Annotated in this window: 29 protein-coding genes; 28 read left to right on the top strand and 1 reads right to left on the bottom strand. The window is 34.3% G+C overall.

Annotation, left to right across the window (positions count from 1 at the left end; genetic code table 11):
• Window positions 1–58: 58 nt before the first annotated feature.
• From K8M07_RS10275 to K8M07_RS10185, 19 genes are all read left to right on the top strand, one after another.
• Window positions 59–346, top strand: coding sequence for a hypothetical protein (locus K8M07_RS10275; RefSeq protein ID WP_223378516.1), 288 nt, complete (start codon window positions 59–61; stop codon window positions 344–346).
• Between the two features lie 122 nt (window positions 347–468).
• The gene (locus K8M07_RS10270) at window positions 469–801 is read left to right on the top strand and encodes an HTH domain-containing protein (RefSeq protein ID WP_223378514.1); all 333 of its coding nucleotides are present in this window, start codon (window positions 469–471) and stop codon (window positions 799–801) included.
• Window positions 802–825: 24 nt separating this feature from the next.
• On the top strand, window positions 826–1,683 hold the full coding sequence (locus K8M07_RS10265) for a DNA adenine methylase (protein ID WP_223378512.1): 858 nt from the start codon (window positions 826–828) through the stop codon (window positions 1,681–1,683).
• Window positions 1,670–2,170: a hypothetical protein gene (locus tag K8M07_RS10260; RefSeq protein WP_223378510.1), complete on the top strand. Its 501-nt coding sequence runs from the start codon at window positions 1,670–1,672 to the stop codon at window positions 2,168–2,170. The genes K8M07_RS10265 and K8M07_RS10260 overlap by 14 nt, the downstream gene beginning before the upstream one ends.
• Window positions 2,171–2,300: 130 nt before the next feature.
• Entirely contained in the window at window positions 2,301–2,855 is a 555-nt protein-coding gene (locus K8M07_RS10255) for a YodL domain-containing protein (protein WP_223378508.1), read from the top strand.
• A gap of 62 nt (window positions 2,856–2,917) precedes the next feature.
• Window positions 2,918–3,112, top strand: coding sequence for a DUF6133 family protein (locus K8M07_RS10250; RefSeq protein ID WP_411741969.1), 195 nt, complete (start codon window positions 2,918–2,920; stop codon window positions 3,110–3,112).
• Between the two features lie 17 nt (window positions 3,113–3,129).
• A complete protein-coding gene (locus K8M07_RS10245; RefSeq protein ID WP_223378504.1) occupies window positions 3,130–6,639 on the top strand; it encodes an S-layer homology domain-containing protein in 3,510 nt (1,169 codons plus the stop codon).
• Between the two features lie 17 nt (window positions 6,640–6,656).
• Window positions 6,657–6,887 (top strand): DUF6133 family protein, encoded by a 231-nt coding sequence (locus tag K8M07_RS10240; protein ID WP_223378502.1) that lies wholly within the window; start codon window positions 6,657–6,659, stop codon window positions 6,885–6,887.
• Between the two features lie 16 nt (window positions 6,888–6,903).
• A complete protein-coding gene (locus K8M07_RS10235; protein WP_223378500.1) occupies window positions 6,904–7,305 on the top strand; it encodes a prepilin peptidase in 402 nt (133 codons plus the stop codon).
• A 12-nt stretch (window positions 7,306–7,317) separates the two neighbouring features.
• Complete coding sequence (locus tag K8M07_RS10230; protein ID WP_223378498.1) at window positions 7,318–8,145, top strand: Flp pilus assembly protein CpaB; 828 nt, start codon at window positions 7,318–7,320, stop codon at window positions 8,143–8,145.
• Between the two features lie 4 nt (window positions 8,146–8,149).
• On the top strand, window positions 8,150–8,956 hold the full coding sequence (locus K8M07_RS10225) for an AAA family ATPase (RefSeq protein WP_411741968.1): 807 nt from the start codon (window positions 8,150–8,152) through the stop codon (window positions 8,954–8,956).
• Entirely contained in the window at window positions 8,950–10,584 is a 1,635-nt protein-coding gene (locus K8M07_RS10220) for an ATPase, T2SS/T4P/T4SS family (protein WP_223378493.1), read from the top strand. Before K8M07_RS10225 ends, K8M07_RS10220 begins: the two co-directional genes overlap by 7 nt.
• Complete coding sequence (locus K8M07_RS10215) at window positions 10,581–11,510, top strand: type II secretion system F family protein (RefSeq protein ID WP_223378491.1); 930 nt, start codon at window positions 10,581–10,583, stop codon at window positions 11,508–11,510. Before K8M07_RS10220 ends, K8M07_RS10215 begins: the two co-directional genes overlap by 4 nt.
• Before the next feature lie 5 nt (window positions 11,511–11,515).
• On the top strand, window positions 11,516–12,388 hold the full coding sequence (locus K8M07_RS10210; RefSeq protein ID WP_223378489.1) for a hypothetical protein: 873 nt from the start codon (window positions 11,516–11,518) through the stop codon (window positions 12,386–12,388).
• An 11-nt stretch (window positions 12,389–12,399) separates the two neighbouring features.
• Window positions 12,400–12,795: a DUF4320 family protein gene (locus K8M07_RS10205; protein WP_223378487.1), complete on the top strand. Its 396-nt coding sequence runs from the start codon at window positions 12,400–12,402 to the stop codon at window positions 12,793–12,795.
• Between the two features lie 8 nt (window positions 12,796–12,803).
• Entirely contained in the window at window positions 12,804–13,349 is a 546-nt protein-coding gene (locus K8M07_RS10200; protein ID WP_223378486.1) for a hypothetical protein, read from the top strand.
• 83 nt (window positions 13,350–13,432) lie between these two features.
• Window positions 13,433–14,017 (top strand): DUF6550 family protein, encoded by a 585-nt coding sequence (locus K8M07_RS10195; RefSeq protein WP_223378484.1) that lies wholly within the window; start codon window positions 13,433–13,435, stop codon window positions 14,015–14,017.
• 65 nt (window positions 14,018–14,082) lie between these two features.
• Window positions 14,083–15,774 (top strand): hypothetical protein, encoded by a 1,692-nt coding sequence (locus tag K8M07_RS10190; RefSeq protein WP_223378482.1) that lies wholly within the window; start codon window positions 14,083–14,085, stop codon window positions 15,772–15,774.
• Between the two features lie 25 nt (window positions 15,775–15,799).
• Entirely contained in the window at window positions 15,800–16,138 is a 339-nt protein-coding gene (locus K8M07_RS10185; RefSeq protein ID WP_223378480.1) for a DUF3852 domain-containing protein, read from the top strand.
• Between the two features lie 108 nt (window positions 16,139–16,246).
• Here K8M07_RS10185 and K8M07_RS10180 read toward each other — a convergent pair whose 3' ends face one another.
• Entirely contained in the window at window positions 16,247–16,654 is a 408-nt protein-coding gene (locus K8M07_RS10180; RefSeq protein WP_223378478.1) for a hypothetical protein, read from the bottom strand.
• Between the two features lie 164 nt (window positions 16,655–16,818).
• Here K8M07_RS10180 and K8M07_RS10175 point away from each other — a divergent pair, with 164 nt between their 5' ends.
• The 9 genes from K8M07_RS10175 (at window position 16,819) to K8M07_RS10135 (ending at window position 23,257) form a co-directional block, all read left to right on the top strand.
• Window positions 16,819–17,721: a conjugal transfer protein TrbL family protein gene (locus tag K8M07_RS10175; protein ID WP_223378581.1), complete on the top strand. Its 903-nt coding sequence runs from the start codon at window positions 16,819–16,821 to the stop codon at window positions 17,719–17,721.
• A gap of 29 nt (window positions 17,722–17,750) precedes the next feature.
• Window positions 17,751–18,101, top strand: coding sequence for a DUF4406 domain-containing protein (locus tag K8M07_RS10170; RefSeq protein WP_223378476.1), 351 nt, complete (start codon window positions 17,751–17,753; stop codon window positions 18,099–18,101).
• A 2-nt stretch (window positions 18,102–18,103) separates the two neighbouring features.
• Window positions 18,104–18,766, top strand: a complete 663-nt coding sequence (locus tag K8M07_RS10165; RefSeq protein WP_223378475.1) for a DNA cytosine methyltransferase — start codon at window positions 18,104–18,106, stop codon at window positions 18,764–18,766.
• Complete coding sequence (locus K8M07_RS10160) at window positions 18,753–19,841, top strand: DNA cytosine methyltransferase (RefSeq protein WP_223378473.1); 1,089 nt, start codon at window positions 18,753–18,755, stop codon at window positions 19,839–19,841. Before K8M07_RS10165 ends, K8M07_RS10160 begins: the two co-directional genes overlap by 14 nt.
• Before the next feature lie 3 nt (window positions 19,842–19,844).
• A complete protein-coding gene (locus K8M07_RS10155) occupies window positions 19,845–20,102 on the top strand; it encodes a hypothetical protein (protein WP_223378471.1) in 258 nt (85 codons plus the stop codon).
• A 1-nt stretch (window position 20,103) separates the two neighbouring features.
• On the top strand, window positions 20,104–20,694 hold the full coding sequence (locus tag K8M07_RS10150; protein ID WP_223378469.1) for a hypothetical protein: 591 nt from the start codon (window positions 20,104–20,106) through the stop codon (window positions 20,692–20,694).
• Between the two features lie 96 nt (window positions 20,695–20,790).
• Complete coding sequence (locus K8M07_RS10145; protein WP_223378467.1) at window positions 20,791–21,234, top strand: VanZ family protein; 444 nt, start codon at window positions 20,791–20,793, stop codon at window positions 21,232–21,234.
• A gap of 137 nt (window positions 21,235–21,371) precedes the next feature.
• On the top strand, window positions 21,372–22,895 hold the full coding sequence (locus K8M07_RS10140; protein ID WP_223378464.1) for a DNA methylase: 1,524 nt from the start codon (window positions 21,372–21,374) through the stop codon (window positions 22,893–22,895).
• Window positions 22,892–23,257 (top strand): hypothetical protein, encoded by a 366-nt coding sequence (locus tag K8M07_RS10135; RefSeq protein ID WP_223378462.1) that lies wholly within the window; start codon window positions 22,892–22,894, stop codon window positions 23,255–23,257. Before K8M07_RS10140 ends, K8M07_RS10135 begins: the two co-directional genes overlap by 4 nt.
• The last annotated feature ends 47 nt before the right edge of the window (window positions 23,258–23,304 follow it).

The raw sequence follows: 23,304 nt of genomic DNA, 5'->3' as shown, positions 1-23,304 counted from the left end.
TTCTATAGATATATTGCATTTTCTGTGGTATGCTTTGGTGCTTAAGGGGGTGAAATCCATGGAAGATATCATGGAAATATTAGAAGATGCAATATATGAAAGGTTAGAGCTGGCATACTTTGAATTAATCAAAGAAGGTGAAGAAGTAAAAGAAAATGTTGAGAAAGTAAAGGAATTGGGGATAAAACTCTGTGATAACAATATTATCCCAAGGGAAGTAAAAAGACAGATTGAAGACTACAAAGATATATCATATTTGATAGAAAGGGAGATGCAAAAATTTGTCTATAAGGCAGGAATAAAAGACTGCCTCAAATTATTAATAAAACTTGGTATGCTAAGATAGCACGGTAAAAACCGTGTTTTTTAATACCTAAAAATGATTAAGGCCGATTGACTGCTGTATTTAACAGCATACAATTGGCCTTTTTTATTGCCTAAAATTATGAGCAAAAGGAGGGTTTGGGGGTGAAACATGATTTTTTAACCTATATAAAAAAATATCATCAGGGAAAAGAAAAGGCAGTATCTAGTGCATATCTGCAAAATAGGTTTTCCATAAGCAGCAGATCTGTAAGAAAAATTGTTAATCAATTAAGAAATGATGGCAATCCCATATGCAGTAATGAAAATGGCTATTATTATGGCACAGATAAAGATGAGGTTCTAAATAGTGTTTACCAAATGAATAGCAGAATCAAAGAAATTGCAAAAGCAAAGAATGGTCTGGTTAAATCCTTAAAAAACTTTCCAGATGAAAGCAGACAACTGAAGCTAGATATTGATGAAGAAAAAGAATAGAGGTGATGAAATATTAATAGTTTTATGAGTTGGATAGGTGGAAAAAAGGCACTTAGAGAATTAATAGTGTCCTCTTTTCCCCTTTATTATGAAAGATATATAGAGGTGTTTGGGGGAGGTGGCTGGGTACTCTTTCATAAAAACCCTGGTAATGATTTCGAAGTATACAACGATTTTAATGGACTTTTGACTAACTTATATTGTTGTGTGAGAGATAAACCAAATGAATTAATCGATGCCTTATATTTTGTATTAAATTCTAGGAAAGATTTTGATAGGGTAAAGGATGCACTTGCAAGGGATAGCCCAGAAAGTGATGTAATAAAGGCAGCCTACTTTTATCAGCTTATCAGGTATAGCTATGCATCAGGACTTACTAGTTTTGGCAGCCAACCCCATGATATGTGGGTTAATTTCCCCCTAATTGAACAGGCCCATAGAAGACTTAGTAAGGTTGTAATTGAAAATAAGGATTTTGAAAAGCTGATAGGCCAATATGATCGCCCTGTTAGCTTTTTCTATTTAGACCCGCCATATTACGAAACAGAGAAATATTATAAAAATATTGGAGAAGATGGGTTCCAAGAAAAGGATCATATAAGGCTAAGGGATACTTTAATGAAGATCCAAGGAAAGTTCTTACTTTCCTATAATGATTGTGACTTTATAAGAAATTTATACGATGATCCAAACATTCAGATTAAAAGCTATAGTCGTATCAATAATATTAAACAACGTTATGATAACGGGGCCCAGTTTCCAGAAATACTTGTGGCAAATTACGATATGAGTGAAAGAAAGAAAAGTACTACACAAATAAACCTATTTGAAATGAAAAATGGAATAAAAAAAGAGGAGGATAATTTTTATGAAGATGATTAAGAAAAATACAGGTACCACTATTGATTTACCCATTGAGATACTTAAAGCTTCAGACCTTATAAGCTCTAGTGAAATTGAACTAAATACTATAGAAAATGCTGTAGTAGCCATGAAAAAGACTATGAATGCAATGGAGCTTATAAGGTTAGCAGAAGGACTTAAGAATCTATCTGAGGATTTAATTGTCCATCTTGCAGAGGTTTGCGGAGGATGTCAGGATTGTTCTTATTGTCAGGGATTAGAGGAATATGATGAGATCTTTCTTCCGGATTATCTTCTAGAAGAAGCAGGTATTCCAAAGGATGCAAAATTATGTGCCTGTACCTTAGAAGATAGTGGTGAAATCTTAGTGATGCAGGCAGATTATAGCTATGATATAGCCGATGTACCGCAGTTTGTAATAGATATTTTTGAAATATCAGGAATCTGCATTAAAGAGTTAGAAGAAAGATTGATAATGGAAGATATTGTCTATGGAGATGAATGATCTTTAAAAGATAGTTTTCCAAAAAGTTATTAGGAAAGGGGTGATAAAACTAAAAATACAAAGGAGGGGGCAGATAGCAAAGAGTAAAGATATTAAACAAGAAAAGCTAGAGAAAGATAGGAGGTGGAGTATGAGTAGTATTAAGCTTAAGAATGATTGTATTTTCTACTATGGAAATCCTGCAGGATATGTAGAAAAGGATATTGCTACAGTAGACTTAATATTTCAAAATGAAGAATTTGAGAATTGGATATATGAAAGAAAGCTTATAGCTAAATGGACAGAAGGAGTATTTGAAAGGCTGGCAGAAGGAGGCACAATGCTTTTTACCGATGAAGCATTAACCCTAAAAGCTTGCCGAATATGGCAGTTAAAAACTGATGTATGCCCTGGTCGTAAATTTATAGGCTATGAAGAACTAAGAAATAATTTTGGAGAGCCTGATAAGGGTAATTATAAAATTGCCTATGAAGGGATAATTGAAACCAATGATTTGGAGGAAATATATACAAAGTTTAATCTAAATCATCCTCAAGGATTTACTGGTCATTCCCTTTCTATATCTGATGTAATAGAGCTTTATGATAGTACAAACAGTGAATTTTACTATGTAGATCGATTTGGATTTAAAGAAATTGATTTTGAACAACAGAATCAAAGACAAGATATGAATATGACTATTTAAAAACTTAAAATATGGAGGAAAATAATATGAGAAATATATTTAAAAAGGTAAATCAATTTACAATGAAAAAGGCTGTAGCTATAAAGACAGCAGTAAGCAATAATCGCGGAGAAGGATATATTGACACAGCAGTAAAAATCTTAATTGCTGTAGTTTTAGGGGCATTGCTTCTAGGAGGACTCTATTTATTATTCGGTGATGTTGTTATGCCAACCTTAAATGAAAGAATAAGAGAAATGTTCAATTATGCAGGTTAAAAAGGGGGAATACAATAATGAAATATAAATCAAAGAGAATAATTAATATTCTTTTATTAGTTTGTATATTAGTAACTAATTTTATAGGGACTGTCTATGCTACGAAACATATATTTTCAGATAGCATAGGGCATTGGGCTGAAGAAACAATTAATATTCTGACTGAAAGAGGAATCATCCAGGGTTACCCTGATGGATTATCTCATCCTGATGATATTATTACAAGGGGAGAGTTTTCAGCACTTTTAGCAAGAACTATGAAATTTGAAACAAAAGATAGGGAGGATGTTGAGCCAGTATTTGAGGATATCATAGGACATTTTGCCCAAAAGGAAATAGAGGCACTTGTTGATGAAGACATTATTTTAGTGGAGGACTACGGTAAGTTATATTTTCCTAATAAGCCTATTAGTCGGATGGAAATAATTAAAATGTTAGTTAGAGCCACGGGAAAAGAAAATCATGATCCAGATTGTTATTGTGATACAGGGTTTATTGATGAGAAAAACCTGACTAAAGAAGAAGTAGAATATATTTGTATTGGAAAACACTATAATATCATTTCTGGTTATCCAGATAGAACGATCCGTCCTAATGGAGAATCTACTCGTGCTGAAGCCTTTACAATGCTGATTAAGCAGGAGAAAGCTAAAGAAAAGATAGAGAAAGATAAAGCCAAAGATAAAAATGAAGAAGAAAAGCCTACTGTACCATCAAAACCAACTAATCCCACAGATAAAAAGCCAGATAAAGATACAGAAAATAACTCATCAACAGGTAATGGTTCCAATTATGTTCCAGCACCAAAATATAGTTTTGAACTTCCCCTTACAGCTTATGTTGATGAGGAAATAAAAATTATTACTAAAGCCTCCAATGTTAAGTCGGTCACATGGGAGATTAGTAAAGATGGTATTCCTGTAGATTTACTTTCAGTTATTGATGGGGAACTAGAGGCAGATGGGGGAACTATTAAAATTAAATCTATTGGTAATTATACCTTTACGGCCACAGCTGTAAATAGCCGTGGAAAAGAGACTAAGTATGAACAAACCATAGATATTTACCCAGTAGCTTCTGCTAATTTTAAACTACCTGAAACAGCCCATACAGATACAACCATAGATGTTGATTTATCCACCCAAAACTTAGGAGATAGTCCTGTATCATGGTTGCTAAAAAAAGACAATGTTGAAATAGAACTTGATACTAATATTACAGGGGAACTTACAAACTCAGGTGGTTTAATAATATTTAATAACACAGGAATATATGAGCTAACAGCTGTTATAACTGATGAATTAGGGAAACAAATCAAAGTAAGTAATGTAATAAGGATATATCCTGTGGGAGAGATTGAGTTAGAACTTGATGAAATAACCCATACTGATAGAAAGATTATATTAAAGACAGAAACAAAAAATCTTGATGATATGGAGCTAACTTGGTCCCTGACTAGAAATGGAGAAGAAGTAGATATATCAGAGTTTATTGAAGGGACTATAGCATTAGAAGATAGCACCATTGGTTTTAAAGAAAAAGGTGTATATAATTTAATTCTTTCAGCTATGGACAAAACTGGCAGAACATTTACAGACAAGGTTTCCATTACCGTATATCCTGTAGGTTCTGCTGGTTTTTATTTGCCTGAAATATTTCATACAGATGATGAAATAAAGATTGAAGTAGCTTTTGAGGAAACTGGAAATCGTGATGCAGAATGGTCACTTATTAAAGATGGAGAAATAGTGGAACTTTCAAATTTTATTAATGGAAAACTTTCAAATGAAGGTGGGACTGTTGCTTTTCCACATAAGGGTGAATATATTCTAAAAGCTTCCTTCACCGATAATGGAGGTAGAGTATATGACTATGAACAAAAATTTAAGGTTTACCCTGTACCAAATGTAAGCTATATAGTACCCAAATACGCACACACAGATAGTGATATTAGAGTAGATGTAGATAGTGTGGAGATAGACAACTTAGAAATTGAATGGCTTGTTGACAATACCTTTGGTTTTCAGGATTGGTCAACTTATGTAGAGGGAAATCTAAATAACTTAGGAGGCAGTATCAGGTTTAAAAGGGCAGGTGTTTATGAACTGGTGGCTAGAATCACCGATGAAACTGGCAGAGTATTCCTCTTTGAAACAGGGGATAAAGTAGAGGTTTTACCAGTATTAGATATAGGGTTTGAACTTCCAAGATTAGCTTACACAGATAGCATTATTAATATCAGAACCTATGGTAATAACAATGTACTTCCAGTAGAATGGAGTATTATCAAAGACGGTAAAGTTATATCTGAAAATCATGCAATCTCTGGTAGTTTAAATGCACAGGGCGGAAAAATCACTTTTCTCGCAGATGGAAATTATATATTAAAAGCAACAATGACGGATTTCCTAGAAAGAAATTTTTCATATAGTCAGGAAATAACTATAAAACCTGTTATAGAATATAGTTTTTCCATGCCTAATTCAATTCACTATGGCAAAGAGTTTGAAGTAAAAGTAGACTCTAAAAACCTTGGAACAAATAAAGTAAAATGGACATTAGAAAAAACAGGTGAAGTAGTAGAGTACCATGGTGAATTAACCAATGAAGGTGGGAAAATTTCCATATCAGACACTGGTGAAATTACTCTCATAGCCACGATTATAGATGGTGAAGGCAGAATGTTCACTCATAAAGAAAAGATTACTATTACCAATACTGCACCAACAGTAACATTAACAGCTAGCCCAACTAGAACTGTAAAGAATGGTAAATTCTTTGTTGATATTAAGGCAACAGCCAGTGATCCAGATGGAGATTCAACAACCTTGGAATATGAAGGTACAACCAGTGATAACTACTATCCAGTAGGAACACATACCATTCGTGTACGTGCCAAGGATGATGCCGGGGCTTATTCGCCTTGGGTAGAAGAAAGCTTTACAATAAAAAACTCGGCACCAACTACACCTGTAATTACTAGGACACCAAATGGAAATAGTGTTGCCCCTGGTACTAAGGTAACTATTACAGCTAAGAGTACTGATGCAGATAATGATCCAATTACCTATGTTTGGGAAGGGCGTAATGCAAAAACACAAGTCTATCCATTAGGGAAAAATACGGTACGGGTAAAAGCTGTAGATTCCACAGGTGCAGAATCTCCATGGGCGGCAATTGTATTCTTTGTTGCTGATTCAAATGGAAGTGGAGGTATGACGTTAACCGGATCTGATTCAGTAATTCTAGAAAATGGATTGGAAGGTGCAACTATTAGTGAGTATACATTTACTGTCCCTCCTGTAGCAGGACATAGTGGAAGTGATTACGGCCGTGTTCGAGGATATAATGTATTAACTAAGGAATGGGATCAACTAGACTATGGAACTACCAGTAATGGCATCACATTCAGCCGAACTCTAAGTAATGGAGTCTATTCAAAACTAGAGTTTTATTATTACACTAACCATAATTGCATGTATAACAAATCAAATATAACCTATTCAGTAAGTTACCATTTTGAATAAACAGGGAGGAAATGAATATGGAAAGAACATTTGAAAAAACAAATAATTTTATAGCAAAGAAAATTATAGCTGTAAAGACAGCAGTAAGCAACAATCGCGGAGAAGGCTATATTGATACAGCTGTGAAAATTCTAATTGCTGTAGTTTTAGGGGCATTGCTTCTAGGGGGACTATATCTATTGTTTGGTGATGTAGTTATGCCAACCCTAAATCAAAGAATTAAAGAAATGTTTAACTATGCAGGTTAATGGCATCCTAGAGGGGATGTTTTTTTCTTTTCTGCTTATGGCAGCATCTTATACAGATATTAAAAAAAGAGAAATACCAGATACAATTTGTGTATTAATAGCCTTAATAGGACTGTTAAGATTTAGCCTTGTAAACCTATTTGGGATAGTTATTGCTATCCCATTTTTATTAGGAGCAGTATTAAAAGAAAATAGTATTGGTGGGGGTGATATCAAATTAACTGCCTCGGCAGGTATGGTCCTTGGATTTTGGAAAGGAATCTATGGATTAATAATAGGGCTTAGTCTATTAATATTATTTTATTTGCGCTTTATATTAATATCTAAGATAGAAAAAAAGCAAGTGGCTAGGAATTTTCCTATGCCACTTGCTCCCTTTTTAGGGATAGGTTTTATGATTATATATTTTATAAATTAGGAGGGAAATTACATGGGTTATTTAAAAAATAGAACTGTAATAGGCGTGATATGTATCTTATTATCACTCCTTATATGCTTTGGACTGACACCATTGTTTAATAAGGGAATGAGCAGGAAAACAGAGATTGTAAGAGTAGTAAAGGAAGTAAAAGCAGGGGATGAAATTACAAAGGACATGGTCCAGTCTGTGGAAGTAGGTGGTTATAATCTACCTGATAATATTATTCGAACAAAAGATAATGTAATTGGAAAGTATGCTACATCAGATTTGGGAATAGGGGATTACATTTTAAATACAAAGCTATCAGATATACCAGCAGCAGAAAATGCCTATCTATACAATCTTAACGGAAGTAAACAAGCTATATCTATTACCATAAAAAACTTTGCCAATGGGCTTTCTGGGAAGCTTCAAAGCGGAGATATAGTCTCAGTTATTGCACCTGATTATAAAAAACAGGGTGAAACAGTAATTCCATTAGAACTTAAATATGTAGAAGTTATATCTGTAACTGCCTCATCAGGATATGATGCAAATACTGGGGAGCAAGGAATGGAAGATGAAAGAGAACTTCCATCAACTGTAACCCTTCTTGTAAGTCCAGAACAAGGAAATATTCTTGCTGAACTAGAATCCGATTCCAAGGCACATCTATCACTGGTCTATAGGGGAACACCAGAAAATACAAGACAGTTTATTGATATGCAGGAAGAGATAATAAAGGAACTATATCCAGAAGAACAAGAAGAAGAGGAAAAAATAGATAAGGAAGTAGCTGAAGAAAATAAAGTTGAGGAAAGTAAGGTTGAGGAAGCAGTAGAGGGTGGGGTGGAATAAATTGCTGAATTTTAAAAAGAAAGGTATATTCACACGAAGGACAGAGGAAAAGGTAGAAGAGGAAATTCTCCATGGAGGGGTTTTGGCAGTTTGGGGAAGTCCCGGAAGCGGAAAGACAATTACAGCCACAAAGATTGCTAAGTACCTAGCAGATAGGAAAAAGAATGTAGTATTGGTTTTATGTGATATGACAGCACCTATGCTTCCTTGTATTTGTCCTCCATCAGATCTTGAGTATGAAAAGTCCTTGGGAAGTGTTTTAGCTGCAGCCCATGTAAGTGAGGCCCTTGTAAAACACAATATGATTATCCATAAAAGATTATCCTATTTAACAATCCTTGGAATGCTTAAAGGGGAAAATGAATATACCTATCCTCCATATACAGAAGTACAAGCAAGAGAATTAATTGAAAACCTTAGAAAAATAGCACCATTTGTAATTATTGATTGTGGCAGTTATATTGCAAATGATATTTTATCTGCAGTTGCCCTAATGGAATCAGATTCAGTATTAAGACTAGCCAATTGTGATTTAAAAAGTATCAGTTATTTATCCAGCCAATTGCCTCTTCTGCAAGATAGTAAATGGGATGCAGATAAGCAATATAAGATAGGATCAAATTTAAAGTCACAGCAAAGCATTGAACATATAAGTGGGGCCCTTGGAAGTGTAGCTTTTAAACTCCCACATTCACAGGAGCTTGAAGAACAGTACCTTGCAGGAAATCTATTTGCAGATTTATCCATGAAGGATAGCAGAGCATTTAGAAAAGAAATAGAAAAGATTGCAGGGGAGGTGTTTGGGTGTTAGGTAAAAAAAGAAATAATTCTGTGTTTCTAAAAGAAGAAAAGCACCAAAATGGAGTAAATAAAAATGAGAGTTCAATAGAAAATGAAGTCAGAGATAATGTAACTAATACCACCAAGGAATTAAATATATTCAATGGAAAAGAGCCAGGGGGGGAAATCATATCCAGTATTTCTGAAAGAGCAATTGAAATATTAGAAAATCCAGAGATAGAAGAAAGAAATAAAATAGTAGAAGTAGAGAAAGAAATAATAAGCCAAAGAGAGTTGGGAACTGATAATAGAACCCACTCTCTATTTTTTACCCCAGAATCAGATGGCAAAGATTTTTCTACAGTCTTAAAAGATGTTCAGGAATATATATCAAATAATTATTCAATCCTGATTACCGATGAAACAATAGAAGGATCTAAGGAGCATCTAAAAAGATATATATCTAAATATGTACAAGACAGCCGAATATCAGTAAAGGGAATGAGTAGGAATGAACTTATAGATGCCTTGTACAGTGAAATGGCTGAGTTTGGATTTCTAACAAAGTATATATATGGGGAAGGAATCGAAGAAATTGACATCAATTCATGGAATGACATAGAGATTCAGTATTCAGACGGTAGATGTGAAAAACTAGATGAACACTTTGATTCCCCGGAACATGCAATCAATGTAATAAGGAGAATGCTCCATATATCTGGAATGATTCTTGATAATGCAAGCCCTGCTGTTCTTGGTCATTTATCAAAAAATATTCGTATAGCAGTCCTAAAGACACCACTTGTGGATGAAGATGTAGGTATTGCAGCCTCTATTCGTATTGTAAATCCTCAGAACATGAAAAAAGAGGATTTTGTAAATGGAGGTACAGCAACAAATCCTATGCTGGATTTTTTATCAGAATGTATCCGTTATGGGATATCTGTATGTATAGCAGGTGCAACCTCTTCAGGTAAAACAACAGTTGCAGGCTGGCTTCTTACCACAATACCAGATAATAAAAGGATATTTACCATTGAAAATGGTTCAAGGGAGTTATCATTGGTTCGTAAGAGGAATGGGAGAGTATCTAACTCTGTTATTCATACTATTACTCGTGACAGTGAAAATGAAAGGCAAAGGATAGATCAGATTACACTTCTTGATATGTCCCTTCGATTTAATCCAGATATTATTGTAGTAGGGGAGATGCGTGGAGCAGAAGCCAATGCAGCACAGGAAGCAGCTCGGACAGGAGTAGCTGTTCTTACAACCATTCACTCAAACTCTTGTGAGGCAACCTACAGAAGAATGGTATCCCTTTGTAAAAGAGCAGTAGATATGACAGATGAAACACTAATGGGATATGTAACTGAAGCTTATCCTATAGTTGTATTCTGTAAGCAACTTGAAAACAAGGAAAGAAAGTTGATGGAGATTATGGAGTGCGAAATTCTATCAGATGGAACAAGAAACTATAGACCATTATTTCAATATATTATTACTGAAAATAGAATGGAAGATGGGGAATTTATAATCAAAGGATACCATGAACAAACAAACAGCATATCAGAAAGTCTATCAAAAAGATTTTTAGAAAACGGGATGCCAATAAGTACCATAGGAAAACTTAAAAAGAAGGAGGTACAAAGTGTATGAGTACCATCTTGTTAATGGCCTGTGTTGGAATGATTACAGGTTCTTTTATTATATTTAATATTTCACCAATAGAATTTACGGATAATATATTTAAAGGCTTAATGAATAAACCTAAAAGTATTAAAGATGAGATTAACGAGACAACTAAGCGAAAGAAATTATCTTTTCTAAGACGCGAGATTACAGAGGTCCAAGAAATCTTAAAGGTAACAGGAAGAGAGAAGAAGTTTCCAATGCTTTGTGCCTTATCTCTTCTACTATTTGCCATAGGAGGATCTATTGCTATTATCCTTGGGAATCTTTTTCTAGTTCCAGTAATGGCAATAGGCTTTATGTTTATCCCCTTTTGGTATATTCGTATTACCCAAACTCATTTTAAAAAGGCTATTTCAGCTGAACTTGAAACAGCACTTAGTATTATTACAACAGCATATTTAAGAAATGAGGATATTTTAACTGCTGTAGAAGAAAATATGAACTATTTAAATCCTCCTGTATTGTCTGTATTCAAAGAATTCGTTTCAAGGATAAAACTTATAAATCCAGATATAACAGCATCCTTACAGGAAATGAGGGAGAAAATTGATAATGGAGTTTTTAGGGAGTGGTGTGATGCATTAATTGCTTGTCAATTTGACAGAAGTTTAAAGACTACATTGACTCCCATTGTAAGTAAATTGTCTGATATGAGGGTTGTAAATGGGGAACTTGAAAATATGGTGTTTGAGCCAAGGAAAGAATTTATTACTATGGAAATATTAGTTATAGGGAATATCCCACTTTTATATTTCCTAAATAAAGATTGGTATCATACCTTGATGCACACCGTGATGGGGCAGATTGTACTTGCAATATGTATTACTGTCATATTTATATCTACAGCTTTTGTAATCAAGTTAACTCAGCCCATAGAGTATAGGAGGTAGATAAGATGACATTTTTAATTATTATCTTTGGAATACTTCTTGCTCTGGGACTGTTTTTTATTTTAGCTGATATTTTTAGACTTCCAAGTCTTGCCACACAAAGAGCTATGCAATCTGCAGGAAAACAAGGAAAAGAAAAGGCAAAAAGTATAGATATATTGCTCTTAGGGTGGGCAACAAGTCTAGCAAAATATATTCCAATTGATGAGTATAAAAGAAATAGGATGAAAAATACACTAAATGCTTCTGGAATTAATATGACTCCAGAAGAGTATATGGCATCAGCTATTGTAAAATCAGGTGTAATTGCATTGGGAGTGGTTCCTTGTTTAATAATACTGCCACTTTTAGCACCAATTATTATATTTTTAAGTATTTTAGTTTATTTTAAAGAGATAAGAAGGGCAGATGAAGAGCTAAAGGAAAAACAAAATAAGATAGAAAGAGAACTGCCAAGATTTGTAGCAACAATTACCCAAGAGTTAAAGGCCAGCAGGGATGTCTTATCTATGCTAGAGAACTTTAAGAAAAATGCAGGAGTAGATTTTGCAAATGAATTGGATATATTAACTGCAGATATGAGGTCCTCATCTTACGAAGCGGCTCTTACAAGATTTGAGGCAAGGATAAACTCACCTATGCTATCAGATATTACTAGAGGATTAATTGGTGTCCTTCGTGGAGATGATGGATCAATGTATTTTCAAATGTTATCCCATGATATGAAGCAATTAGAACTTCAAAGGTTAAAGGCTGAAGCTATGAAGATACCACCAAAGATTAGAGTGTTCTCCTTTATTATGCTTATGTGTTTTATGGGTGTATATATATCTATTATCATCTATGAAATTATCCGCTCATTCAGCGGACTGTTTTAGGAGGTGTTCGTATGCTTAAGGTACTAAAGTCTAATAAGGGAGAAGGATATATTGATGTAGCTGTTCTTGTACTTTGTGTAATGCTTGTTATTGCCCTTGCAGTAAAGGTACTGCCAGTTTATATTGCAAAGCAGCAAATCGATACTTTTGCAACAGAACTTGTAAGAGAGGCGGAAATTGCAGGTAGGGTAGGAGTTGAGACTACAAACAGGGAAATCTTATTAAGGGATAAAATGGGGATTACACCAACAGTAAGATGGTCGAAAACAGGAAGAGTTCAATTAAATGAAGAAGTAAGTCTTACCGTCACTTATGAAACTAATATTGGTTTATTTGGTGGCTTTGGTTCCTTTCCTATAACCTTAAGAGCTGATGCTGCAGGAAAATCAGAAGTATATTGGAAGTAGGTGAAAGGATGAAAAGGATCAAGCAAATACTAAAAGATAAAAAAGGAAGTTCCTTTCCTTTGATAGTGGCTGTGACCTTGTGTCTTGTAATGATTGTTACGGGGATATCTGAATATTTTAGATTGATGATTATAGCACAGGGAGTTCGTGACGCAGTTCAGGATGCAGTAATTTCTACGGTAAATGATAATTATGATGATGTTTATCATGGAGTCCGTGAAGGTTATTCAGGAGGATATCAGCCAGTAGCAGATGATTTTGAAGAATCTCTTGACTATGGAGATATTTACAATCGATTAGATACAATCTTAGGATTAAAACAAAGTGGTGGATATCATGTAAAGACAATATCAGGTGGGAAAATGGAGTTTAGAGTATGGGATTTAGATGTTGATATAAGAAATGCACCCATTGCATCAGGGGATATTGCTAGTTCAAGATTTAAGGTTGATGGCACTATTATGCTTGAAGTACCAGTATCCTTTGGTGGAAGACTTCTCCCGAGTATGAAGATACGAATAAAAACAAGCGGAGGTTATACCCCTAAGTTTTAAGGCTATGGAAAATATGAATAGACATTTTCAAATCATTGTGGTAGGGTTTGACTTATAAGAAGGAAAAAAGGAGGCAGAAATCTATGAAAAATATAAGTGAAAAAACTAAAAAATGGCTTGTAGTTGCTGGAGGTTTAGTAATCTGTGTAATGCTTATAGTTATGATAAGCTCACAGTTTAAAAAAGAACCAATAGATGATATACTGCCAAATCAAAATAAAGAAGTTGATAATGTAACAATAGAAAAACCAAAAGATGAAGGAAAGACAGAAAAAGAAGAAATTATGAATGAAGAAATTATGAATAATGAAGATAAAACAGATAATGAGAAAGAGGATGAAATTATAGTACCACCAATTAAAACTTCAGATACACAGTCTACAAATAAGAATGGTGTAGATAAGGGAACAGAGCAAACTATTCAAAAGGATGTTGAAAAGCCTAAAGAACCTACAAAGGAACAACTTACCGATCCAACTAAAAAACCTAATGGAGAAAAGGTAAAAGAACCACCAGAACAGAAAGATGAACCAAAGGGTGGGGATACAAATAGTAAGGGACAAACTTACCTACCTGGATTTGGATGGATAGAAAATAGTGGAGAGAATCAAGGTACAAAGGTAGATGGAGATGGAGATATCAATAAACAAATAGGTGATATGGATTAAATATAAATAGTAATAAGATACACTGCAGAAATGCAGTGTTTTTTATTTACAGAAGGGAGGATTTAATGAAGAGGACAATCATATTTTTAATATTACTTGTAATGCTAATGAATTCAATAATGCCCATTGCTGTATTTGCAGTTGGAGATGGAAACATAGACTCAGGTGGGGGGAATATGGGAAGTGGCACAAGTGAAAATAAATGGTCACCTGGTTATGATGGGGTGCGTATAACTGTAGTTCGCTCAAGTGACCACTCAATAGTAACAGCACCAATTGATTTTACTAATAGACAACCCCCATCAACAATGTTCCACTTTGGGAAGGTATCCAAGATCCAATATAATAGTGGGAGTAATCTATCACCAATTCAAGGTTCATATTATTATTATAATCCAGCACAAGCAATGCCAAGAATAGTAAGTACAAATGGAAAGAATAACATTGATGCAATAAAGAAATACTTCTGTTCAGAATATACCATTAAAAGAATCGCAGATATAACAGGAATAAACTATGACATACTAATCAACGGAGAGTATAAACTTCTTCTAGAACCAATAGCATATTATACATTTCAAGGAGCAATGATTGCTACAACTGCAACAGAAGCAGCCATGTATGATGAAAAATTAAGTGGAGGACTCAGAAGAAAAATGGTGTCTTTATCCCATAAAAATTTGCCACTTTCAATGTTCTTAGAAGTGGGAGATTTGGGATATCCTGCATGGAGTGGCAGTACATCAAAGCCTGCTTCTAATTCAGATATAAAGTCTTATCTAGGTCTTGGAATTGTTCGATTTAAAGAGAAACCAGATCCACCGATCATTAATACATTTGATTATGAGTATAGAGTAAATACAGAAGTTATCACATCAGTAATGGTAAGTGGTGGACAATCTGATCCTGATAATCCGACCAATGTCAGTTTTGAAATTGGTGGAAGAACATATAATGTGGGAAACATTTATTATCCTAGTGGTGATTCCCAATTGGCTTGGGTAAAATGGACAACACCAGATACAGAGCAGGATATGATAATTAATGTAAGTGTACATGGTTCTGGTATGACAACTAAATCAACAATTAATGTAAAGATAGTTGATCTAGACAAAAATCCGCCACCAAATCCAGTAGCTGATGATAGGAATGATTCCTTCTCTTATGCTTCTGTTCCTAACCGGGAGCAGAAAACAACAGCTAATTGGAGTATATGGAGTCCATGGTGGCAAGGGTATTGGGTATGGCATAGCACTGGGGAGGATTCAGGATACTGGTGTGATCATGGCTGGTGGGAATTTGACCTTGACCAATATAGTGCAAGGCTTTCTGCTGATATGAGAATTACAAATGATAGCAAGAATCCTACTGGAAGTGGAAGCATTTTTAAAAGTGGGTATGGTATCAATCAATTGGTAACAGCTAATTTGAGCAATAATCAAAGTTCTGCCATTACCTATCCTCAAAATGCTATATCATATTTTCCAGAATTTCAATATGAAACCTATTGGAGACTGTTAGAATGTCTTTCGAGTGGTTCAAATACTAGATTTGAGTTTAAGAAAAATATATATTCCACATATAAGAATCGTACACATTTTACTCCTATATGGATGCCAGATGGAGCATATACAGTAAATACATGGGTCATAGATGCATGGACTCCAGTGGGGATGCTATCTATGAATTTAAGAGACACATTAACAATAAGGGGGAACCTATGGCAAGATTGGCATATTGCACCCCTAAAACCATAAATACAGAAAAAGAAAGGTGGATTTTATGAAGAAATATAAGAAAAATTTAGTTATTTGTATGGTATTAATGCTATTTTTAATGTTTACTACTACAACTTTTGCATCAGGTTCAGGAGATGTAGCAGGCGCTATTGAGGGTACTTGGAAGGATGCGTCTGGACAGATAAAAAATGTAGTAAATAAAGTTGTATTTCCCGCCATTGACCTTATTTTAGCAGTGTTTTTCTTTGCTAAACTGGGGATGGCTTATTTTGATTATCGCAAACATGGACAATTTGAATGGGCAGCCCCTGCAATACTGTTTGCATGCTTGGTATTTACCTTAACAGCACCAAAATATATTTGGAAAATTCTTGGATTGTAATAAGAATAGACAGGCTGATTTTATAAAGAAAATCAGCCTGTTTAGTAAGTTGAAATGTATTTGACATTGGATATGATTATTTTATTTAGTGTAAAAATTAGGAGACATTTATTGGTTATCGGAATTGATTTCAATTAATCCCTTATTATTAAGGAAGTAAAAATAAATAAAAACTAGCATGACACCAACTGTTCCGTATATGGCATCAACAATATCTACAGTATTCATAAAGCCCATTAAAGTCTCACAAATAAAATTTGCCGCAATCATAAATATTCCTAAAACAGTAACAAAACGAAATTTTACTCCAGATGTTATCCAAGAAGAACCTATAGCTAAATAGGCTAAAAGACTTAATGAAAAATTTGATATATGAGATGTTATTTCAGAGTTTATCACTACAACATTATTATTAAAAGCATTCGACCATCTGATGATAGTTAGAATAAAACCAATGGAAATCAATAATAACTGTGCGATTTTATATGATTTTTTTATTTTGTATTTTATTTTCAATAGTATACCCCCAAAAAATAAGTAATTTATAATTTGATGCAGTTCAGCAAATTCCTATTTATCGTTATAATACTACATTCACTTGCTACATTCAAATAATCTTATCCAGGGATACCCTTGGGAAACGGTGTGTTTTTTAATTTCTATAAAAGGAGGCGGTAAAAATATTTATATGGGATTTTATCTTAGGCGATATTATGGATCAAATCATTAACTGGGTTTATGGCCAGATTGTAGGTTTTCTCGGTGACTTTTTTGCACATATGGGAAATATGGGAGTAGAACTTTTTGAGATGAGTTGGGTTCAATCGATTGTTTTATTCTTCTCTTATCTTGCCTGGGCATTATATGGAACAGGCCTTATGGTATCAGTATTTGAAACAGGAATAGAATATCAAAGTGGTAGGGGAAGTGTTAAGTATGCAGGCTTAAATGCAATAAAAGGATTTATGGCAGTAGGTCTGTTTACAATTGTACCAATAGAATTATATAAATTATCTGTTAACTTGCAAGCAAGTTTGACAGCAGGAATTACAGGGTATGGTAGAGGGATTAGTGAAATAGCTTCAAATATCATTACAACACTAAATAATGCAGGAGATGTTACTAGTGTAGGAAGTTCGGGAATCTTTGGTGGGCTTTCTGTAATAACAAGTCCCTTTATGGCCCTCTTTATAATTATCCTAATGGGTTATGCAGTTATTAAAGTATTCTTTGCTAACCTTAAAAGAGGTGGAATACTCCTTATACAGATAGCAGTTGGAAGTCTTTATATGTTTTCTGTTCCCCGTGGTTATATAGATGGATTTGTTCAATGGTCTAAGCAGATAATCGGTCTATGCCTTACTACATTCTTGCAGGCTACCATACTTACAGCAGGACTTATGGTAGTAAAGGACCATGCATTATTAGGACTTGGATTAATGTTATCAGCAGGAGAAGTGCCAAGGATTGCTGGGGCATTTGGACTTGATACATCCACAAAGGCTAATATAATGAGTGCTGTTTACACAGCACAGGCAGCAGTTAACACCACGAAAACTATTGTACAAGCAGTGCCAAAATAGAACAAATAAAAAAAGAAAGGATGTGTTTAATGAAACTAATATTTATTGCATCTCCCTATGCAGGAGATATAAAAAAGAATACAGATTATGCAAAAGAGGCTTGCCAGTATGTATTAAATGAGGGCAATGCCTTTTTTTGTCCCCATCTTCTCTACCCTCAAATTTTAAATGATAATAATCCAGAAGAAAGAAAATTAGGAATTAGCTTAGGGAAAGAATTGCTTGTTAGATGTGATGAGCTCTGGGTATTTGGAAACCATATATCAAGTGGTATGTTTGAGGAGATAGAGTTTGCTAAAAGTAAAGGGATACCTATTAAAAGAATAATGGAAATAGATATGGAAACAAATGAATTGGCTCCTTTAGGGTTAGGGATGTAGTAATGATTACCTTGGGGAGTCTTTTTGATGGGATAGGAGGATTTCCCCTTGCTGCTGTTAATAATGGGATTACCCCCATATGGGCAAGTGAGATAGAATCCTTTCCGATTGAAGTGACTAAAATAAGGTTTCCTGACATGATCCATGTTGGTGATATAACAAAATTAAAGGGAGATAAATTGCCTCCTGTTGATATCATCACTGGTGGTTCACCTTGCCAAGATTTAAGTGTAGCTGGTAAAAGAGCAGGCCTTGCAGGTGAGCGTTCAGGATTATTTATGGAACAAATTAGAATCACAAAAGAAATGAGGTATAAAGATGGAAGAGAAGGAAAAGCAAATCACCTTATACGACCTCGATACTTCGTTTGGGAAAATGTCCCCGGAGCATTTTCCAGTACAGAAGGGGAGGACTTCAAGGCGGTCCTCGAAGAAACCGCAAGAATTGCAGACAGCAATGTATCTATACCTAGACCTGCGGGAGGGATATGGAAACCTGCTGGGTCCATACTGGGATATGAATTCACCATTGCTTGGAGAGTTCTCGATGCTCAATACTGGGGTGTCGCCCAAAGGCGTAAAAGAATCTTTCTTGTGGCAGATTTTGGAGGACACACCGCTCCCAAAATATTATTTGAGCAAGAAAGCTTGTTTGGGAATACTTAGAAGGTCAAAGTTAAGAGGTAAGGAACTGCCGAGGCAATTAAAAATTGCTTTGGAAATTCAAGCTGGACTTGAGATAACAGAAAAGGATCTTAATCAGGATATGTCCAATGAATACAAAGCATATCACATTAATCAACGCAATGAAGGAATTGATCTAGACGGAGTATCAGGTGCTTTAATGGCAACCCAAAATATGCAGATGCAAACATTTATTACAGGATCTATGTTATGCCTGAATGATCAAGGTGGTAATCGAATGGATATAACGGAAAATATCACTTCTACTTTACGGGCTAGTATGGGAGGAAATTTACCTATAGTCATGGCAACTCAGCAAGGTAATGCAGAGATTTGTGTTGATCCTTGTCCCACTATTACATCTTCAGAAGGCACAAGTGGTAACAATCAACCAGCTCTATTCGATAACCATGGGAGGGACTGCAGATACAATGGTCCCCTGAAAGTAGCACCTACAATTGCAGCCACCTATGGAACAGGTGGAAATAATGTTCCTTTGGTATCAGAACCTATTGGTCCAGAAAGTTATTGCATTGCAGGAAACATTATAGATAGGCAAGAACACAATGGTGGAAATGGGCGTGGATTCCAAGAAGACATTAGCTACACTCTTACTACAAGCGACATCCATGCTGTTTGTTTTCCACCTAAAACATATCAAGATACAGTAGGTACATTGTGTGTGGGGGATGAAAAAGGTATTGGTAATCAATATGTAAGTCAGGATAAGTGTATTATAGATTATGAAAAGATGATATTTGGGCAATCAACATTTGCTAACTATAAGGAAGGTTGTGCAACTCTAAGAGCAGGAGGGGGAGATAATGGTGGGGGAAGTGAAAATTTAGTAGCTACAAGAAATCTAGTTCGTAGACTTACTCCTTTAGAATGTGAAAGACTTCAAGGATTTCCAGATGGATGGACTAATATTGAAAAGGCATCAGATAGTGCAAGATATAAGGCATTAGGCAATAGTGTAGCAATCCCTTGTGTAAATTTTGTTATGAAAGGGATTGCTTATTTTTTAAGAAAACAAAAGGAGGAAGGAGTTGATTAAATAATGTATATGTACCCTGATAATCTAAAGGCTAAAGCAACTCTATGGCTATGGGAATTAAAAGATATAGGAGTAATTGGGATAGGACTTCTTATTTCTGTATTTGCATTAGTACAGCTAGGTTTTATGCCACCAATTGTAATAACAGCAGTTTATGCCTTTTTAACTATACAATTTGAAGGCACAAGCATACTAAACTTTATTCAATATGCTTGTGCCTTCTTTATTTTAAAACAGCAAGTATTTGAATGGAGGTTGTAAAATGAGTAGGAAGCAGAGAAAAAAGGAAAAACAAAAGCAATCCACAAGGGAACTTATGGGGGTAGATGAAATTACAGATTTTAGTACTAAGACTCCCTATGGAGAATTAGTATACTTTATAATCCACCCAACTAATATATCCGTATTATCAGATGAAAATATAGGAGCTAGAATTTATGCTCTCATGACAGTTCTAAAAGGAATAGCTGAAATAGAAATGCTATGTCTTAATTCAAAGGAAAACTTTGATGATAATAAGCAGTATTTAAAAAGAAGAATGGAGATGGAACAAAATCTTGTTATAAGAAATTTACTAAAACAAGATAGCATTAATCTTGATAGAATGCAGGTACAGATGGCAACTGCTAGGGAATTTTTGATTATAATAAGACTAAAGGATGAAAAGGAATCAAATATATTTCCTTATCTTGCAAGAATAGAAAAAAATTTAAAAGATCAAGGATTTGAATCCAGAAGGGCTGATAATCAAGATATTAAAAGGCTTCTTGGAGTGTATTACGAGCAGAATGTAACTACTGAAAAATATGAAGATTATGATGGGGAAAGATGGGTTGTATTTGGTGATGAGTAAGTGGTAATGGTTGAAAGTTTATTTGATAGAATGTATGTGCTATAATATGTATAAATGGAAATTATACATATATTGTAAAAATATTGGAGGAACAATGTGAAAGATAAGGGTAAAAATATCAAATTGACTAAAGTATTATTTTTTATTTATTTAATCTCTGTGTTTTGGATAATAGTATTTAAATTAAGTCTACCGTTTTCAGAATTAGGTTATATGAGAAGTATAAATCTAATTCCCTTTAGTGAATCTTTAATAATAAATGGAAGACTTGATTTTAGCGAAATCATTATGAATGTAGTAATCTTTATACCAATTGGAATATATTCAGAAATCCTATTTAAGGAATGGACTGTTAGTAAAAAAATATTTTTATTTTTTCTAATTAGTTTGATGTGTGAAGTTTCTCAATTTATCTTGGGTATTGGAGCTTCCGATATTACGGATATTATTAATAATATTTTAGGTGGAACAATTGGACTGTTAATCTATAGGGCCATTGAAAGATATCAAAAGACAGTATTAAGGCACAGAAATTTATAAATACAATTGCATCAATAGGTACCATATTAATGATTTCATTGTTATCGGTGTTAGTAATATACAATCTATAGTGGAATATATAAATAAGTTAAAATTCACTGTAACAAATAGATAATTTTGGAGGTGATTGGAGGGTTATGAAAAATAGAACCTATATAGCCATTGATTTAAAATCATTCTACGCTTCTGTTGAATGTATGGAACGAGGGCTTGATCCCTTAACTACAAACCTTGTTGTTGCAGATGCAAGTAGAACGGAAAAAACTATTTGCCTTGCAGTTTCTCCCACGCTAAAAACCTATGGAATTTCTGGTAGGGCTAGATTATTTGAGGTTGTACAAAAGGTTAGGGAAGTAAATGCTTTAAGATTAAACAAAGCACCGGGACGGACTTTTACTGGTGCTTCTTTCAACCATACTGAATTAAAAGCTTCCCCAAATCTCTCACTAGACTATATCGCAGCTCCACCTAGAATGGCCTATTATATTGAATATAGTACAAGAATATATAATATTTATTTAAAATATATTGCACCTGAAGATATCCATGTTTACTCCATAGATGAGGTTTTTATTGATGTTACAAACTACCTAAATACCTACAGTCTATCAGCTAGAGAGTTTACTACTAAAATACTTTTGGATATATTTAATACCACGGGAATTACGGCAACAGCTGGGATTGGCACAAATCTATATCTAGCTAAAATTGCCATGGATATTCAAGCTAAACGAATTTCCATAGATGAAAATGGTGTGCAAATAGCCGAGCTAGATGAAATGAGTTATCGTAGATTGCTTTGGTCACACAGGCCTTTAACAGATTTTTGGAGAGTGGGAAAAGGATATGCTAGAAGATTAGAAAAAGAAGGATTATACACCATGGGGGATATAGCAAGATGTTCTATTGGAAATCCTACTGATTATTACAGTGAAGATTTGTTATATAAGCTATTTGGTGTTAATGCAGAATTACTAATAGATCATGCATGGGGATGGGAACCATGTACCATAGCTGATATTAAAGAGTATAAACCAAGCACCAAAAGTATCGGATCAGGGCAGGTGCTCCAATGTGGCTACACCTATGAAAAAGCAAAGCTTATTGTAATGGAAATGACTGATTTACTTGTACTTGACCTAGTAGATAAAAGACTTGTAACCAATCAGATTACCTTAACAGTAGGATATGATATAGAAAACTTAACAAATCCAGAAATAAAGAAATTATATAAAGGAAAAATTACCATCGATGGTTATGGGCGTAAAGTTCCAAAATCGGCACATGGTACTGTAAATCTTGAAAGATATTTCTCTTCTACAAAGTTAATTATAGATGCTGTCATGGATTTATTTGAACGAATTGTAGATAAAAATCTTTTAGTTAGAAGGGTCAATATGTCAGCAAATCGTGTTGTAGATGAATCAAGTATCGAAAAGGAAGATGAGGTTGAACAACTTAATCTTTTTACAGATTATAGGATTGCGGAGAATGAAAAAAAGGAAGAAGAATCAGAACTCGTACGAGAAAGAAAAATACAGGAAACCATATTAGAATTAAAGAAGAAATTTGGAAAGAATGCAGTTTTAAAAGGCTTAAATCTAGAGGAAGGGGCTACAACAGTAGATAGAAACAAACAGATTGGAGGGCATAAGGCATGACAGGTAAATATGATGATATTATTAATTTACCAAGACATGTATCTGAAAAACGAAATCCTATGCCAATTATTGACCGAGCAGCACAATTTTCTCCTTTTGCCGCACTAACTGGCTATGATACTGCAATTAAAGAAACTGCAAGAGTTACAGAAGATAGAATAGAACTAGATGTATATATGAAAGAAGCATTAAACAATAAATTGCAAATACTAATAGATCAACTCCATGAATATCCCCAGGTTAAAATAATATATTTTCAACCAGATGAAAAGAAAGACGGTGGCAGCTATGTTACTGCCAGTGGTACAGTTAAAAAGATAGATGAATACCAGGAGGTCACTGAAAAAGTCCTAGCAAAATAGAATTAAAGGCATAACAAATACAACAATAGTTGTAGGAGTTATGCCAT

It is taken from the genome of Schnuerera sp. xch1 (assembly GCF_019931165.1).
Lineage (GTDB): Bacteria > Bacillota > Clostridia > Tissierellales > Tepidimicrobiaceae > JAIOUP01.
This window is presented reverse-complemented; position numbering and strand designations above follow the sequence as displayed.